Here is a 15,107-nt window from a genome sequence, read left to right on the forward strand (position 1 = left end):
GGCGGGGGGTCAGCCCACCGCGCCTTCCATCTGCAGCTCGATCAGCCGGTTGAGCTCCAGCGCGTACTCCATGGGCAGTTCCTTGGCGATCGGCTCGACGAAGCCGCGCACGATCATCGCCATCGCCTCGTCCTCGCTCAGACCGCGGCTCATCAGGTAGAAGAGCTGGTCCTCGGAGACCTTGGAGACGGTGGCCTCGTGGCCCATGGACACGTCGTCCTCGCGGACGTCGACGTAGGGGTAGGTGTCCGACCGGGAGATGGTGTCGACGAGCAGCGCGTCGCACAGCACGTTCGACTTCGACCCGGGGGCGCCCTCGCCGATCTCGATCAGGCCGCGGTAGGAGGTGCGGCCGCCCCCGCGCGCCACCGACTTGGAGACGATGTTGGAGGAGGTGTTCGGCGCCATGTGGACCATCTTGGCCCCGGCGTCCTGGTGCTGGCCCTCGCCGGCGAAGGCGATGGACAGGGTCTCGCCCTTGGCGTGCTCGCCCATCAGGTAGACGGCCGGGTACTTCATCGTCACCTTGGAGCCGATGTTGCCGTCGATCCACTCCATGGTCGCGCCCTCGTAGGCGACGGCGCGCTTGGTGACCAGGTTGTAGACGTTGTTGGACCAGTTCTGGATGGTCGTGTAGCGGCAGCGGGCGTTCTTCTTGACGATGATCTCGACGACCGCGGAGTGCAGCGAGTCCGACTTGTAGATCGGGGCGGTGCAGCCCTCGACGTAGTGCACGTAGGCGCCCTCGTCGACGATGATCAGCGTCCGCTCGAACTGGCCCATGTTCTCGGTGTTGATGCGGAAGTAGGCCTGGAGCGGGATCTCGACGTGCACGCCCTTCGGCACGTAGATGAAGGAGCCGCCGGACCACACGGCGGTGTTCAGCGCGGCGAACTTGTTGTCACCGGCGGGGATGACCGTGCCGAAGTACTCCTTGAAGAGCTCCGGGTGCTCCTTGAGCGCGGTGTCGGTGTCGAGGAAGATGACGCCCTGCTCCTCCAGGTCCTCGCGGATCTGGTGGTAGACGACCTCGGACTCGTACTGCGCGGCGACGCCGGCGACCAGGCGCTGCTTCTCCGCCTCCGGGATACCGAGCTTGTCGTAGGTGTTCTTGATGTCCTCGGGCAGGTCCTCCCAGGACTCCGCCTGCTTCTCCGTGGAGCGCACGAAGTACTTGATGTTGTCGAAGTCGATGCCGGACAGGTCGGAGCCCCAGTTCGGCATGGGCTTCTTCTCGAAGAGCCTCAGGCCCTTCAGGCGGAGCTTGGTCATCCACTCCGGCTCGGCCTTCTTCGCCGAGATGTCGCGGACGACGTCGTCACCCAGACCGCGCCGTGCAGAGGCACCGGCCACGTCGGAGTCGGCCCAGCCGTATTCGTACTTGCCCAGGCCCTCGAGTTCGGGGTGGGCAGTCTCCGTGGGGAGAGTCATGCGGGGTTCCTCCCGGCCGTGCTTGCTGGTGCGTTGTCGGTGGTCTGGGAAATCTCGGGGATGAACGTCGTGCAGACGCCGTCGCCGTGCGCGATCGTCGCCAGCCGCTGTACGTGGGTGCCGAGCAGCTCGGCGAAGAACTCCGTCTCCGCCTCGCACAGCTGCGGGAACTGCTCGGCGACGTGGGCGACCGGGCAGTGGTGCTGGCACAGCTGTTCGCCCTTGCGCGGGAGGGGTGCGCTGCGTGCTGTGGCAGCGTACCCGTCCGCGCTCAGGGCCTTGGCCAGTGCTTCCGCGCGGCCGTGCGGCCCGGCGGCCTCGACCGCCCGGCGGTAGGCGCCGGCCTGCGCGGCGATCCGGGCACGGGCGAAGGCGGCGACCGCGTCGGCGCCGCCCTGCCGCTCGGCGATCCAGCGCAGGGCGTCCGCGGCGAGCGTGTCGTACGACTGGTCGAAGGCGTCGCGTCCGCAGTCGGTGAGTGCGAAGACCTTGGCCGGCCGGCCCCGGGTCCGCGCGCCGTACACCCGCTGCTCGCGGGCCTCCACGACGTCGTCTGCGGCCAGGGAGTCCAGATGGCGGCGCACCGCCGCCTGGGTCAGGCCGAGCCGGCCGGCGAGCGCGGCGACGGTGGACGGGCCGTGGTCCAGGATCGAGCGCGCGACCCGGTTGCGCGTCGAACGGTCGGAGCGCAACGCGGCCGCAAGCTCCTCGTGCGGGGCCCCCTTGGGGGTCTCCCGAGCCTCGCCGACGTTTTTCACAACGCCATTGTTGCGTAATTCCTCAGAGCGTGACAAGCGGCGCCCGTCCCGCCGGGCGGTGCCCTGCATCACTTAGGCATGCCTAATCCGGCACCTCTCCTGACCTGCGGAAACAATCTCCGGTTCATGGGATTCCGGGCGCGGGACATGATCGCGGGAACGGCGTGGCCCACCGACCGGCACCCCTCCCGACCGGCCCTCTTGCCGCCCCGGGACGCTCGGGGCGGCACCCGCCGGCCGGGGCGCCGCGCGGCCCGTGGGCGCCCCGGTTCCCCGAAAGGGACGATGTTCCACCCACCCGTCCGGGGGCACCCGGCGCGTCCCTAGACTCGGACCATGCGAACTGAGCCCGTCGTCCAGGTCCAGGCCCTGGTGAAGCGGTACGGCACGAAGACCGCGGTGGACGGCCTCGACCTGGTGGCCCGGGTGGGGGTGACCGCCGTCCTCGGACCCAACGGCGCCGGCAAGACGACCACCGTCGAGACCTGCGAGGGGTACCGGAGGCCGGACGCGGGCACGGTGCGCGTCCTGGGCCTCGACCCGGCCCGGGACGCGGCGGCGCTGCACCCGCGGATCGGGGTGATGCTCCAGTCCGGCGGGGTCTACTCGGGTGCGCGGGCCGACGAGATGCTCAGGCACACGGCCCGGCTGCACGCCCATCCGCTGGACGTCGACGGGCTCATCGAGCGGCTCGGCCTCGGATCCTGTGGGCGCACCCCCTACCGCCGCCTCTCCGGCGGCCAGCAGCAGCGCCTGGCCCTGGCGATGGCCGTGGTCGGGCGCCCTGAGCTGGTGTTCCTGGACGAGCCGACGGCCGGGCTGGACCCGCAGGCCCGCCGGGCGACCTGGGACCTGGTGCGTGACCTGCGCGCCGACGGCGTCTCCGTGATCCTCACCACCCACTACATGGACGAGGCCGAGCAGCTCGCCGACGACGTCGCGATCATCGACACCGGCAGGGTCGTCGCCCAGGGTTCCCCGGAGGAGCTGTGCCGCGGCGGGGCGGAGAACACCCTGCGCTTCACCGGCCGTCCCGGCCTCGACGTCGGCTCGCTGCTCAAGGCCCTGCCCACGGAGTGCTCGGCCGCCGAGCTGACACCGGGCTCGTACCGGGTGACCGGCCAGGTCGACCCGCAGCTGCTAGCCACGGTCACCTCCTGGTGCGCCCAGCACGGCGTGATGCCGGACAGGATCTCCGTCGAGCGGCACACCCTCGAAGACGTCTTCCTGGAGCTCACCGGCAAGGAGTTGCGCTCATGATCCCGCCCAGCACACAGGCCGGCCGGAGGGCCGGGGGCCGGCCCCCGAAACGACACGGCCCGGAGTTCACCGGCAAGGAGCTGTGCTCGTGACCACCACCGGCACCTACCGTCCGAGGCCCGGCGCCGCCCCCCTGCCCCGCATGATCGGCGCGCAGGCGACGCTGGAGACCCGGATGCTGCTCCGCAACGGCGAACAGCTGCTGCTCACGGTGGTGATCCCGACGCTGCTGCTGGTGCTGTTCAGCTCCGTCGACATCGTGGACACCGGCGCGGGCCGGGCCGTGGACTTCCTCACACCCGGCATCCTCGCCCTCGCCGTGATGTCGACCGCGTTCACCGGGCAGGCCATCGCGACCGGATTCGAGCGCCGGTACGGGGTGCTGAAGCGCCTGGCCTCCTCCCCACTCCCGCGCTGGGGGCTGATGACCGCGAAGACGGCGTCCGTCCTGGTCACCGAGGTGCTTCAGGTGCTGCTGCTGACGGCGATCGCCTTCGCGCTGGGCTGGTCGCCGCACGGCAACCCGTTCGCCGTGCTGCTCCTGCTGGTCCTCGGCACGGCCGCCTTCTCCGGCCTCGGCCTGCTGATGGCCGGCACCCTGAAGGCCGAGGCGACGCTCGCCGCCGCCAACCTGGTCTTCCTGCTGCTGCTCGTCGGCGGCGGGGTGGTCGTACCGCTGGAGCGGTTCCCCCCGGCGGCTCAGGACGTGCTCGGGCTGCTGCCCATCTCCGCACTGTCCGGCGGGCTGCGCGACGTCCTCCAGCACGGGGCCGGCATGCCGTGGGGCGACCTGGGGATCCTCGCCGTCTGGGCGGTCGCGGGGCTCGCGGCGGCCGGGAAGTTCTTCCGCTGGGAGTAGGGACGTGACCGACCCTCGTGAAAGCGTGCACAAGCAGGCGCCTACGATGGTGGGCGTGCCAAAGCTGACCCGCGCCGACGCCCTCGCGGCCGTGCGCAACCCGCTCTCCTTCATCGCCGCACGCTGGACGCCCGCTCCCCGGACGGTCCGGCGGGCTGCCCTGTCCTCCGTCGTGATGTCGGTGGTCATCGTGGTGACCGGCGGTGCCGTCCGGCTGACCGGCTCCGGTCTGGGCTGCCCGACCTGGCCCAAGTGCACCGGCGACTCGCTCACCGCGACCAGTGCGATGGGCCTGCACGGCGCCATCGAGTTCGGCAACCGGATGCTGACGTACGTACTGTGCGCTGCGGTCGGCTGGGCGATCGTGGCGGCGCGTGCGCAGAAGCCGTGGCGGCGTGGCCTGACCCGGCTGGGCTGGGCGCAGTTCTGGGTCGTGATGAGCAACGCCGTCCTCGGCGGCATCGTCGTGCTGGTCGGCCTGAACCCGTACACGGTCGCCGCCCACTTCGTCGCGACGACCGCGCTGATCACGGTCGCCGTGGTGATGTGGCAGCGCGCCGGGGAGGGCGACGCCGCCCCCCGGCCGCTGGTCGGCCGGTCCGTCGTGCAGCTGGTGTGGTTCCTGGTGGCGGCCGGCTCGCTGCTGATCCTGGCCGGCACCGTGGTCACCGGTGCCGGCCCCCACGCGGGCGACTCCAGCGAGGTGGCGCGGATCCCCGTCGACTGGGAGGCGGTAGCCAAGCTGCACGCGGTCCTGGCCTGGATCGTGGTGACGCTGACGTTCGCCCTGTGGTTCGTCCTCAAGGCGGTCGACGCGCCGAAGGGGCCGCTGGACCGGACCCGTGAGCTGTTCGTCGTGCTGCTGGGCCAGGGCGTCATCGGCTACGTGCAGTACTTCACGCATCTGCCCGAGGCCCTGGTCGCCCTGCACATGCTCGGCTCGGCCCTGATGTGGATCTGGGTGCTGCGGCTGCTGCTGTCGCTGCGGGAGCGCCCGGAGACCGCGAAGGCCGACCTGCCGGGTCCGGCGGCGGAGACGGCTCCCCTGACGAGCGCATGAGGCCGGGACCGCCCGGCGGCCCCGCGGCGGCTCAGCCCAGGCGGTAGACGCGGCGGGCGTTCCCCGCCGCGATCATCCCCGCCACCCGCTGCGCGTCCGCCAGCGACCACGCTCCCTCGGCCGCCCAGGTCCCCAGCACCCGGCCGAGGGCCTCGCGGAACAGCCGCGCCCCGACCACGTGCAGCTCGGGCAGGCCCTGCGCACCACTGGAGAAGAGGATCTTCCCGAAGGGGGCCAGCTCCAGGATCTCGGCGAGGACGGTCGCAGCCCGCGCGCCGGTGCGGACCAGGGCGGCACCGGAGTCGACGTAGACGTGCGGGAAGACACCGGCGAGATGGGCGGCGTGCCGGTGGTAGGGGTAGCCGTGCAGCAGGACCAGGTCGGTGCCCAGTCCGGCGGTGGCCCGCACGAAGCCGGTCAGCAGCACGGGATCCGTGCGGTCGATGCGCAGGCCCGGCTCCCCCAGTCCGGCGTGCAGCTGGATCGGCAGTCCCGAGGCGACCGCGCTCCACAGCAGGTGCCGCAGCAGCGCCGGGTCGCTCACCTCCCCGCCGACCCGCCGCGCGGCCAGCCAGCGCTCCGCCGCGCCCCGCACCTCCCCCGGCCCCGGCGGCTCGGGGGCCAGTGCCAGGCCGTGGCGCAAGCCGGCCACGGACGTGAAGGCGACGGCGTGGGCGGCGGCGGCGCGCACCGCCTCGGCCAGGTTGGCGAGGAAGGACTCCACGGTGCCGGAGGTGTCCGCGACCTGCTCGGCCAGGAGCTCCAGCCGTACGATCTCACGGGCGTCGGCGTCGGCCGCGGCGGCCAGCTCGGCGGGTCCGGTCAGGTCGCCTGGCAGCCCGGGGTCGACCAGATAGGTGGTGATGCCGCTGCCGCGCAGCAGCCTGCGGCCCACCTCCAGGACCCCCATTTCCCGGCGCCGGGCGAGATAGCGGGCGGGTGGGCAGTGCGGCTCCAGGCCGAGCAGCGGGGGACACCAGCGGCGTACCGCGAAGCCCGTCTGCGTGTCGAAGAGGGTCGTACCGGCGGCGGGCGGCCCCTCGGTGCGGGCGAGCTGGGCCTCGAAGGTACCGAGGCCCAGGTCCGTTCTCAGTACGCCGTGGCAGTACTGGTCCACGAGGGACGGCGTCTCGATCATCCTGGCTCCCCGCAGGCGGACGTGGGCTGTGCGCTCTCACAGGTCCTAACGGGTGAACCGGGGGTCAGGTGATGGGCGGCTCAGCCGCCGATCTGCATGCCCGCCATCCGCTTCCACTCGTACGCGCCCGTCCTCACCTTCGCCGCGAACTCACCGTCGAACGCCTCGTGCACGGTGATCCCGGACTTCTGGACGGCCTGCTCCGCGATCGCGTACGACGGGGCCACCAGGTCGCCCCAGCCGCCGTCCTCGCCCACGAGGACGATGCGGGCACCGCGCTCGCCGATGTAGGCCACCTGGCCCTCGGCGCCGCCGTGCGCCCTGGAGAAGGCACCGATCCGCCGGGCGAGCTTCGCCACCGTGCGCTCGGCCTTCGCGTCAACCTGCTGCGTGTCTGCCATGGCCAGGATGCTACCGACGGGTAGATGGAACGGCGACGGGCGGGGTGCGTGGCCTTGACCACGTACCCGCCCCGGGCGGCCCACCCGCAGGGCCCCGCGCCGTCGCCGGTACGGGTCGGCCGGCGGCCGAAGAGCCCTCCCGGCCGATTGCCGCTAGCGCAGGAACGGGTCCACGGCGATCGCCACGAACAGCAGCGACACGTAGGTGATGGACCAGTGGAACAGCCGCATCTCCTTCAGCTTCGCGCCCGTCACCTCGGCCTTCGCCCGGTTCTGCAGCGCGTGCGCCTCCCACAGCCACCAGCCGCCCGCGGTCAGGGCCACCGCCGTGTAGAACCAGCCGGTGTAGCCGAGCGGGGTGAGCATCAGCGACACGGCGACCATGACCCAGCTGTAGAGCACGATCTGCCGGGCGACGGTCTTGTTGGAGGCGACGACCGGCAGCATCGGCACGCCCACGCGTGCGTAGTCCTCCTTCACCTTCATGGACAGCGGCCAGTAGTGCGGCGGCGTCCAGAAGAAGATGACGAGGAAGAGGATGACGGGCGCCCAGGAGAGGGAGTCCTTCACGGCCGTCCAGCCGATCAGGACCGGCATGCAGCCCGCGATGCCGCCCCACACGATGTTCTGCGCGGTGCGGCGCTTGAGGATCATCGTGTAGACGACGACGTAGAACAGCAGGGCGCCGAGCGAGAGCCAGGCGCTGAGCCAGTTCACGGTGAGGCCGAACAGCAGGGTGGAGCCGACCGCGAGGGTGATGCCGAAGGCGAGGCACTCGCGCGGGCTGACCATGCCGGTGACCAGGGGGCGCTGCGAGGTGCGGTCCATCATCGCGTCGATGTCGCGGTCGATGTACATGTTCAGCGCGTTGGCGCCGCCCGCGGAGAGGTAGCCGCCGACGCAGGTGAGCAGCACCAGCGTCAGGTCCGGCACGCCCTGCTGCGCGAGGAACATCACCGGAACGGTGGTGATCAGCAGCAGCTCGATGATCCGCGGCTTGGTCAGCGCCACGAATGCCTTCACACGGGCCCCGAACGGCCGACGACTCGGGCTCTGCCTCGTACCACGCTCTCCCACAGCCCGCGCGGCGTGGGAGGTGCCCACACCCGCTGGACGGGATTCAACGGCCGTCACGCACACCCCTACAGAGACATCCCAGCAAGCCTCGCCGTGGGAAGTGGCGGTAGAGGCTCGCGCGTACCACGCCACTGTAGACGTTGCCCATACCCCGATCTTCGCGGGGGTGGGGTCGTGTTCGGCGGGGGTGTTCCTTCGGGCGTACCGAAGCTCGATTGAGCGGTCAGATGAGCGGCTCCGTATTCATGTGCCAAATGGGAAACGGCCCAGTCGGGAGGCAGAAGGGCGACAGTCCCGGCAGTCTGGAAAGACGCGCAAAAACGCACGTCTTTACGAGGGTAGGCTCGACCGCGGCCGGTGAGTACGAACACACCGGCAGCCGGTGGGCGCGTGCCCGGAACACCGGTATTCGACATGTGGAGAGGAGCCCTGAATCAGGGTGAGCACCAAGCCGACCACCACAGACCTCGAGTGGACCGAATTGGACCAGCGGGCCGTCGACACCGCCCGAGTCCTGGCCGCCGACGCCGTACAGAAGGTCGGCAACGGCCATCCCGGTACGGCGATGAGCCTGGCTCCGGCCGCGTACACCCTCTTCCAGAAGGTGATGCGGCACGACCCCGCCGACCCGGAGTGGGTCGGGCGCGACCGTTTCGTGCTGTCCGCCGGCCACTCGTCTCTGACCCTCTACACCCAGCTGTACCTGGCCGGCTTCGGCCTGGAGCTGGATGACCTGAAGTCCTTCCGCACCTGGGGCTCGAAGACTCCCGGCCACCCGGAGTACGGCCACACCAAGGGCGTGGAGACGACGACCGGTCCGCTGGGCCAGGGTGTCGCCAACGCCGTCGGCATGGCGATGGCCGCCCGCTACGAGCGCGGCCTGTTCGACCCCGAGGCACCGCAGGGCGAGTCGCCCTTCGACCACTTCGTCTACTGCATCGCCGGTGACGGCTGCCTCCAGGAGGGCATCTCCGCCGAGGCGTCCTCGCTCGCCGGCCACCAGAAGCTCGGGAACCTGGTCCTGCTGTGGGACGACAACCACATCTCGATCGAGGGCGACACCGAGACGGCCGTCTCCGAGGACACCGTCAAGCGGTACGAGGCCTACGGCTGGCACGTGCAGCGCGTCGCCCCGAAGCCGGACGGCGACCTGGACCCGCACGCCGTCTACAACGCGATCGAGGCGGCGAAGAAGGTCACCGACCGGCCGTCCTTCATCGCGATGCGCTCCATCATCGCCTGGCCCGCCCCGCACGCGCAGAACACCGAGGCCGCGCACGGCTCGGCGCTCGGCGACGACGAGGTGGCCGCGACCAAGCGTGTCCTCGGCTTCGACCCTGAGCAGTCCTTCGAGGTCGCCGACGAGGTCATCGCCCACACCCGCAGGGCCGGCGAGCGCGGTGCGCAGGCGCGCACCGAGTGGGAGAAGTCCCTCCAGCAGTGGCGGGACGGCAACCCCCAGCGCGCCGCCGAGTTCGACCGCGTCAGCGCCGGCGAGCTGCCCACGGGCTGGGAGGAGAAGCTCCCGGTCTTCGAGGCGGGCAAGGGCCTGGCCACCCGCGCCGCCTCCGGCAAGGTGCTCCAGGCGCTCGGCGCGGTCATCCCCGAGCTGTGGGGCGGCTCGGCCGACCTGGCCGGCTCCAACAACACGACCATCGACAAGAACAGCTCCTTCCTCCCGGAGGGCAACCCGCTGCCGGAGGCCGACCCGTACGGCCGGACGATCCACTTCGGCATCCGCGAGCACGCCATGGGCGCCGAGATGAACGGCATCGCCCTGCACGGCAACACCCGCATCTACGGAGGCACCTTCCTGGTGTTCTCCGACTACATGCGCAACGCCGTCCGGCTGTCCGCTCTGATGCACCTGCCGGTGACCTTCGTGTGGACGCACGACTCCATCGGCCTGGGCGAGGACGGCCCGACCCACCAGCCGGTCGAGCACCTGGCCACGCTGCGCGCCATCCCGGGCCTGAACATGGTCCGCCCGGCCGACGCCAACGAGACGGCGATCGCCTGGCGGGAGATCCTCCAGCGCTGGACGAAGGAGTTCGGCAAGGGCCAGCCGCACGGCCTCGCGCTGACCCGACAGGGCGTGCCGACGTACGCGCCGAACGAGGACACCGCGCGCGGCGGCTACGTCATGTTCGAGGCCGAGGGCTCCGACGGGCAGGCCACCGAGCCTCAGGTCCTCCTCATCGCCACCGGCTCCGAGGTGCACCTCGCCGTCGAGGCGCGCGAGCAGCTCCAGGGCGCGGGCGTCCCCACGCGTGTGGTGTCCATGCCGTGCGTGGAGTGGTTCGAGCAGCAGGACCAGGGGTACCGGGACAGCGTCCTGCCGCCGGCCGTCAAGGCGCGCGTCTCGGTGGAGGCCGGTATCGGTCTGACCTGGCACCAGTACGTGGGGGACGCGGGTCGCATCATTTCCCTGGAGCACTTCGGTGCGTCGGCGGACGGCAAGGTTCTCTTCCGCGAGTTCGGCTTCACTGCCGAGAACGTGGCCGCGCAGGCCAGGGAATCCCTCGAAGCTGTTCAGCGCTGACGCCCATATACGACACGTAGGAGATGTAATTCCATGACAGACGCACTCAAGCGCCTCTCCGACGAAGGCGTCGCGATCTGGCTGGACGACCTGTCGCGCAAGCGGATCACGTCCGGCAACCTCGCCGAGCTGATCGACCAGCAGCACGTCGTGGGCGTCACCACCAACCCGACGATCTTCCAGAAGGCGATCTCCGCGGGCGACGGCTACGAGCAGCAGGTCGCCGACCTCGCCGCGCGCAAGGTCACCGTGGAAGAGGCCATCCGCATGATCACCACGGCGGACGTCCGAGACGCCGCCGACATCCTGCGCCCGGTCTTCGACGCCACGGACGGCCAGGACGGCCGGGTCTCCATCGAGGTGGACCCGCGTCTGGCGCACCGCACCCGGGCCACGATCGCCGAGGCCAAGCAGCTGGCCTGGCTGGTCGACCGCCCCAACACCCTCATCAAGATCCCTGCCACCAAGGCCGGCCTGCCGGCGATCACCGAGGTGATCGGCAACGGCATCAGCGTCAACGTGACCCTGATCTTCTCGCTGGAGCGCTACCGCGAGGTCATGGACGCGTACATGGCGGGCCTGGAGAAGGCCAAGGAGAAGGGTCTCGACCTGTCGAAGATCCGTTCCGTGGCCTCCTTCTTCGTCTCCCGTGTGGACACCGAGGTCGACAGGCGGCTGGACGCGCTCGACACGCCCGAGGCGAAGGCGCTGCGCGGCAGGGCCGCGGTCGCCAACGCCCGGCTGGCCTACGAGGCGTACGAGGGGGTCTTCTCCTCCGGCCGCTGGCAGGCGCTGGAGAAGGCGGGCGCCCGCAAGCAGCGTCCGCTGTGGGCCTCCACGGGCGTGAAGGACCCGGCGTACAAGGACACCCTGTACGTCGACGAACTGGTGGCGCCGAACACGGTGAACACCATGCCGGAGGCCACCCTGGTGGCCACCGAGAACCACGGCTCGATCAGCGGCGACACCGTGCGCGGCACCTACGCGCAGGCCCGCGCCGACCTCGACGGCCTTGAGAAGCTGGGCATCTCGTACGACGACGTGGTGCAGCTCCTGGAGGACGAGGGCGTCGAGAAGTTCGAGTCGTCCTGGAACGACCTGCTCACCTCGACCGAGGCGGAGCTGAAGCGCCTCGCCCCCTCGGAGGGCTGAATTGTCAAGCAGCAACCCGCTGCGTGACCCCGCAGACCGACGGCTCCCGCGCATCGCGGGGCCGTCGGGTCTGGTCATCTTCGGCGTCACGGGCGATCTGTCACGCAAGAAGCTGATGCCGGCCGTGTACGACCTCGCCAACCGGGGTCTGCTGCCGCCGGGCTTCTCCCTGGTCGGCTTCGCCCGGCGCGACTGGGAGCACGAGGACTTCGCGCAGGTCGTGCACGACGCCGTCAAGGAACACTCCCGCACCCCCTTCCGCGAGGAGGTCTGGCAGCAGCTCATCCAGGGCATGCGCTTCGTCCAGGGCACCTTCGACGACGACGAGGCCTTCGAGCGGCTGCGCGGAACCATCGACGAGCTGGACAAGGCACAGGGCACGGGCGGCAACTTCGCCTTCTACCTGTCCGTGCCGCCGCGCTCCTTCCCGGTCGTGATCCAGCAGCTGAAGAAGCACGGTCTCGCGGACCAGACGGGCGGCTCCTGGCGCCGGGCGGTGATCGAGAAGCCGTTCGGCCACGACCTGAAGTCGGCCGAGGAACTCAACGGGATCGTCCACGAGGTGTTCGCCCCCGACCAGGTGTTCCGCATCGACCACTACCTCGGCAAGGAGACCGTCCAGAACATCCTGGCACTGCGGTTCGCCAACCAGATGTTCGAGCCGATCTGGAACCGGTCGTACGTGGACCATGTGCAGATCACCATGGCCGAGGACATCGGCATCGGCGGCCGGGCCGGCTACTACGACGGCATCGGCGCCGCCCGTGACGTCATCCAGAACCACCTGCTCCAGCTCATGGCGCTGACCGCGATGGAGGAGCCCTCCTCCTTCGACGCCGACGCGCTCGCGGCGGAGAAGACCAAGGTGCTCAGCGCGGTCAAGCTGCCCCGGGACCCGGGCCGGGACACGGTGCGCGCCCAGTACGCGGCCGGCTGGCAGGGCGGCGCGAAGGCGGTCGGCTACCTGGAGGAGGACGGCATCGACCCGGACTCCAGGACGGACACCTACGCCGCGATCAAGCTCGGCATCGACAACCGCCGCTGGGCGGGCGTCCCGTTCTACCTGCGCACCGGCAAGCGGCTCGGCCGCCGGGTCACCGAGATCGCGGTGGTCTTCCAGCGGGCGCCGCACTCCCCCTTCGACACCACGGCGACGGAGGAGCTGGGCCAGAACGCGATCGTCATCCGCGTCCAGCCCGACGAGGGCGTCACGGTCCGGTTCGGCTCCAAGGTGCCCGGCACCTCGATGGAGATCAGGGACGTGTCGATGGACTTCGCCTACGGCGAGTCGTTCACCGAGTCCAGCCCGGAGGCGTACGAGCGCCTCATCCTGGACGTGCTCCTCGGAGACGCCAACCTCTTCCCGCGCACCGAGGAGGTCGAGCTGTCCTGGAAGATCCTCGACCCGATCGAGCAGTACTGGGACACCAACGGCCGGCCCGCGCAGTACCCGGCCGGCACGTGGGGGCCGGTCGAGGCCGACGAGATGCTGGAGCGAGACGGACGGAGCTGGCGCCGGCCATGAAGATAGACCTGACCGACACCACGGCCAGCAAGATCAACAAGGCGCTGGTGCAGGGACGCCGCGCCATCGGCACCCCGGCCGTCGGCATGGTGCTCACGCTGGTCATCGTGACCGACGAGGAGAACGCGTACGACGCGCTCAAGGCGGCCAGCGACGCCTCGCACGAGCACCCCTCGCGCACGCTCGTCGTCATCAAGCGCGTCTCGCGCACGCCCCGCGACCGCACGCAGTCCCGCCTGGACGCGGAGGTCCGGGTGGGCGCGGACGCGGGCACCGGCGAGACGGTGGTGCTGCGGCTGTACGGCGAGGTGGTCGACCACGCCCAGTCGGTGGTGCTGCCGCTGCTGCTGCCGGACGCCCCGGTGGTGGTGTGGTGGCCGGTCGGCGCCCCGCTCGACCCCGCGGACGACCCGCTCGGCGCCCTGGCCCAGCGGCGGGTGACCGACTCCTACGCGGCGGAGCAACCGGTGCGCGACCTCGCGGCCCGCGCGAGCGCGTACACGCCCGGCGACACCGACCTGGCCTGGACGCGCATCACACCGTGGCGCTCGATGCTGGCCGCGGCCCTCGACCAGGTCACGTGCGAGGTGCGGGGCGTCGAGGTGGAGGGCGAGGAGTTCAACCCGAGCTGCGAGCTGCTGGCCATGTGGCTGGCGGACCGCCTGGACGTCCCGGTGAGGCGTTCGCTGTCCGACGGTCCCGGTCTGACCGCGGTCCGCCTGGACACCACATGCGGTCCGATCGGCCTGGACCGTCCCGACGGCACGCTGGCGACGCTGTCCATCCAGGGCCAGCCGAACCGTGCGGTGGCGCTCAAGCGCCGCGAGACGGCCGAGCTGATCGCGGAGGAGCTGCGCCGCCTGGACCCGGACGACACGTACGCCTCGGCGCTGCGGTACGGGGTGGAGCGGCTGCAGGGAGCGCCCGCCGAACCGCGGTCCGAGGGACCGCGGCACGGGCGGGCGGCACCCGACGCGGGCGGGCCGGCGGACGATCCCACCACCGCGGACACCACCGCGGACACCCCCGAGGAGCCGGCGGACGGGGCGCCCGCGAAGGAGGCCGCGCAGAAGCCGGCCCGGAAGACCCCGGCGAGGAAGGCGGCGGCGAAGTGAGCACTCCGCAGCTGGTCGTGCACCACGACAAGGACCTGATGGCCCAGGCCGCGGCGGCCCGTCTGATCACGAAGATCGTGGACGCGCAGTCCTCCCGGGGCCACGCCTCGGTGGTGCTGACCGGTGGCCGCAACGGCAACGGCGTGCTCGCCGCGCTGGCCGCCGCGCCCGCCCGGGACGCCGTCGACTGGAGCCGGCTGGACCTGTGGTGGGGTGACGAGCGGTTCCTTCCCGAGGGTGACCCGGACCGCAATGTCACACAGGCGCGCGAGGCGCTGCTGGACCGGGTGCCGCTGGACCCGAAGCGCGTGCACGCCATGCCCGCCTCCGACGGCCCCCACGGTGCGGACGCGGATGCGGCGGCGGCCGGCTATGCCGGGGAACTGGCCCGCGCCGCGGGCCCCGAGAACCACGGCGCGGTCCCGGTGTTCGACGTCCTGATGCTGGGCGTGGGCCCCGACACCCATGTGGCGTCGCTGTTCCCGGAGCTGCCCGCGGTGCGGGAGACGGAGCGCACCGTCGTCGGCGTCCACGGTGCGCCGAAGCCCCCGCCGACCCGGGTGACACTGACCCTGCCGGCGATCCGGGCGGCCCGCGAGGTGTGGCTGCTGGCCGCCGGCGAGGACAAGGCCGGGGCCGCGGCGATCGCCCTGACGGGCGCCGGCGAGGTCCAGGCCCCGGCCGCCGGGGCCCGCGGCCGGGCCCGGACGCTGTGGCTGATGGACACGGCGGCGGCCTCCCGGCTGCCGAGGTCGCTGTACCCGCCGGCGTCTCCGTGACCGCGCTCCG

The 15,107-nt window shown here is 71.3% G+C and carries 13 protein-coding genes; 8 read left to right on the forward strand and 5 right to left on the reverse strand.

The genetic code is table 11. From position 1 onward, the window contains the following. Positions 1-9: 9 nt before the first annotated feature. Together sufB and I3F54_RS05565 are read right to left on the reverse strand one after the other, a co-directional pair. Positions 10-1,431, reverse strand: a complete 1,422-nt coding sequence (gene sufB / locus I3F54_RS05560) for a Fe-S cluster assembly protein SufB (protein WP_240117473.1) — start codon at positions 1,429-1,431, stop codon at positions 10-12. Continuing rightward, on the reverse strand, positions 1,428-2,189 hold the full coding sequence (locus I3F54_RS05565; RefSeq protein WP_240117474.1) for a metalloregulator ArsR/SmtB family transcription factor: 762 nt from the start codon (positions 2,187-2,189) through the stop codon (positions 1,428-1,430). Before I3F54_RS05565 ends, sufB begins: the two co-directional genes overlap by 4 nt. A gap of 336 nt (positions 2,190-2,525) precedes the next feature. Here I3F54_RS05565 and I3F54_RS05570 point away from each other — a divergent pair, with 336 nt between their 5' ends. The 3 genes from I3F54_RS05570 (at position 2,526) to I3F54_RS05580 (ending at position 5,368) form a co-directional block, all read left to right on the forward strand. After that, positions 2,526-3,449, forward strand: a complete 924-nt coding sequence (locus I3F54_RS05570) for an ABC transporter ATP-binding protein (RefSeq protein ID WP_240117475.1) — start codon at positions 2,526-2,528, stop codon at positions 3,447-3,449. 142 nt (positions 3,450-3,591) lie between these two features. Continuing rightward, positions 3,592-4,308 (forward strand): ABC transporter permease, encoded by a 717-nt coding sequence (locus I3F54_RS05575; RefSeq protein ID WP_240117621.1) that lies wholly within the window; start codon positions 3,592-3,594, stop codon positions 4,306-4,308. A gap of 46 nt (positions 4,309-4,354) precedes the next feature. Then, a complete protein-coding gene (locus I3F54_RS05580; protein ID WP_240117476.1) occupies positions 4,355-5,368 on the forward strand; it encodes a heme A synthase in 1,014 nt (337 codons plus the stop codon). 31 nt (positions 5,369-5,399) lie between these two features. Here the strand turns inward: I3F54_RS05580 and I3F54_RS05585 are convergent, their stop codons facing one another. The 3 genes from I3F54_RS05585 to I3F54_RS05595 form a co-directional block, all read right to left on the reverse strand. After that, entirely contained in the window at positions 5,400-6,506 is a 1,107-nt protein-coding gene (locus I3F54_RS05585) for an amidohydrolase family protein (protein ID WP_240117477.1), read from the reverse strand. An 80-nt stretch (positions 6,507-6,586) separates the two neighbouring features. After that, positions 6,587-6,907 (reverse strand): hypothetical protein, encoded by a 321-nt coding sequence (locus tag I3F54_RS05590; RefSeq protein WP_240117478.1) that lies wholly within the window; start codon positions 6,905-6,907, stop codon positions 6,587-6,589. A gap of 153 nt (positions 6,908-7,060) precedes the next feature. Continuing rightward, a complete protein-coding gene (locus I3F54_RS05595; RefSeq protein ID WP_240117479.1) occupies positions 7,061-8,047 on the reverse strand; it encodes a heme o synthase in 987 nt (328 codons plus the stop codon). A 376-nt stretch (positions 8,048-8,423) separates the two neighbouring features. Here I3F54_RS05595 and tkt point away from each other — a divergent pair, with 376 nt between their 5' ends. Genes tkt through pgl form a run of 5 tightly spaced genes read left to right on the forward strand, consistent with a single transcriptional unit; the run spans position 8,424 to position 15,097 of the window. Next, positions 8,424-10,526 carry a transketolase gene (tkt, locus tag I3F54_RS05600; RefSeq protein WP_240117480.1) on the forward strand — a complete coding sequence of 701 codons (2,103 nt, stop codon included), beginning with the start codon at positions 8,424-8,426 and terminating at the stop codon, positions 10,524-10,526. A gap of 33 nt (positions 10,527-10,559) precedes the next feature. Continuing rightward, positions 10,560-11,678, forward strand: coding sequence for a transaldolase (gene tal, locus I3F54_RS05605; RefSeq protein WP_240117481.1), 1,119 nt, complete (start codon positions 10,560-10,562; stop codon positions 11,676-11,678). A 1-nt stretch (position 11,679) separates the two neighbouring features. Then, on the forward strand, positions 11,680-13,203 hold the full coding sequence (gene zwf / locus I3F54_RS05610; RefSeq protein WP_240117482.1) for a glucose-6-phosphate dehydrogenase: 1,524 nt from the start codon (positions 11,680-11,682) through the stop codon (positions 13,201-13,203). Then, positions 13,200-14,318: a glucose-6-phosphate dehydrogenase assembly protein OpcA gene (opcA, locus tag I3F54_RS05615; RefSeq protein ID WP_240117483.1), complete on the forward strand. Its 1,119-nt coding sequence runs from the start codon at positions 13,200-13,202 to the stop codon at positions 14,316-14,318. The genes zwf and opcA overlap by 4 nt, the downstream gene beginning before the upstream one ends. Next, the gene (gene pgl, locus I3F54_RS05620; protein ID WP_240117484.1) at positions 14,315-15,097 is read left to right on the forward strand and encodes a 6-phosphogluconolactonase; all 783 of its coding nucleotides are present in this window, start codon (positions 14,315-14,317) and stop codon (positions 15,095-15,097) included. Before opcA ends, pgl begins: the two co-directional genes overlap by 4 nt. Positions 15,098-15,107 lie beyond the last annotated feature (10 nt).

This window comes from Streptomyces sp. MUM 2J (assembly GCF_022414535.1).
Classification (GTDB): Bacteria; Actinomycetota; Actinomycetes; order Streptomycetales; family Streptomycetaceae; genus Streptomyces.

Coding starts and splice junctions, on each gene's coding strand:
- sufB (WP_240117473.1), bottom strand. CDS start 1,431: ATGACTCTCCCCACGGAGACTGCCCACCCCGAACTCGAGGGCCTGGGC.
- I3F54_RS05570 (WP_240117475.1), top strand. CDS start 2,526: ATGCGAACTGAGCCCGTCGTCCAGGTCCAGGCCCTGGTGAAGCGGTAC.
- I3F54_RS05575 (WP_240117621.1), top strand. CDS start 3,592: ATGATCGGCGCGCAGGCGACGCTGGAGACCCGGATGCTGCTCCGCAAC.
- I3F54_RS05580 (WP_240117476.1), top strand. CDS start 4,355: ATGGTGGGCGTGCCAAAGCTGACCCGCGCCGACGCCCTCGCGGCCGTG.
- I3F54_RS05585 (WP_240117477.1), bottom strand. CDS start 6,506: ATGATCGAGACGCCGTCCCTCGTGGACCAGTACTGCCACGGCGTACTG.
- I3F54_RS05590 (WP_240117478.1), bottom strand. CDS start 6,907: ATGGCAGACACGCAGCAGGTTGACGCGAAGGCCGAGCGCACGGTGGCG.
- tal (WP_240117481.1), top strand. CDS start 10,560: ATGACAGACGCACTCAAGCGCCTCTCCGACGAAGGCGTCGCGATCTGG.
- opcA (WP_240117483.1), top strand. CDS start 13,200: ATGAAGATAGACCTGACCGACACCACGGCCAGCAAGATCAACAAGGCG.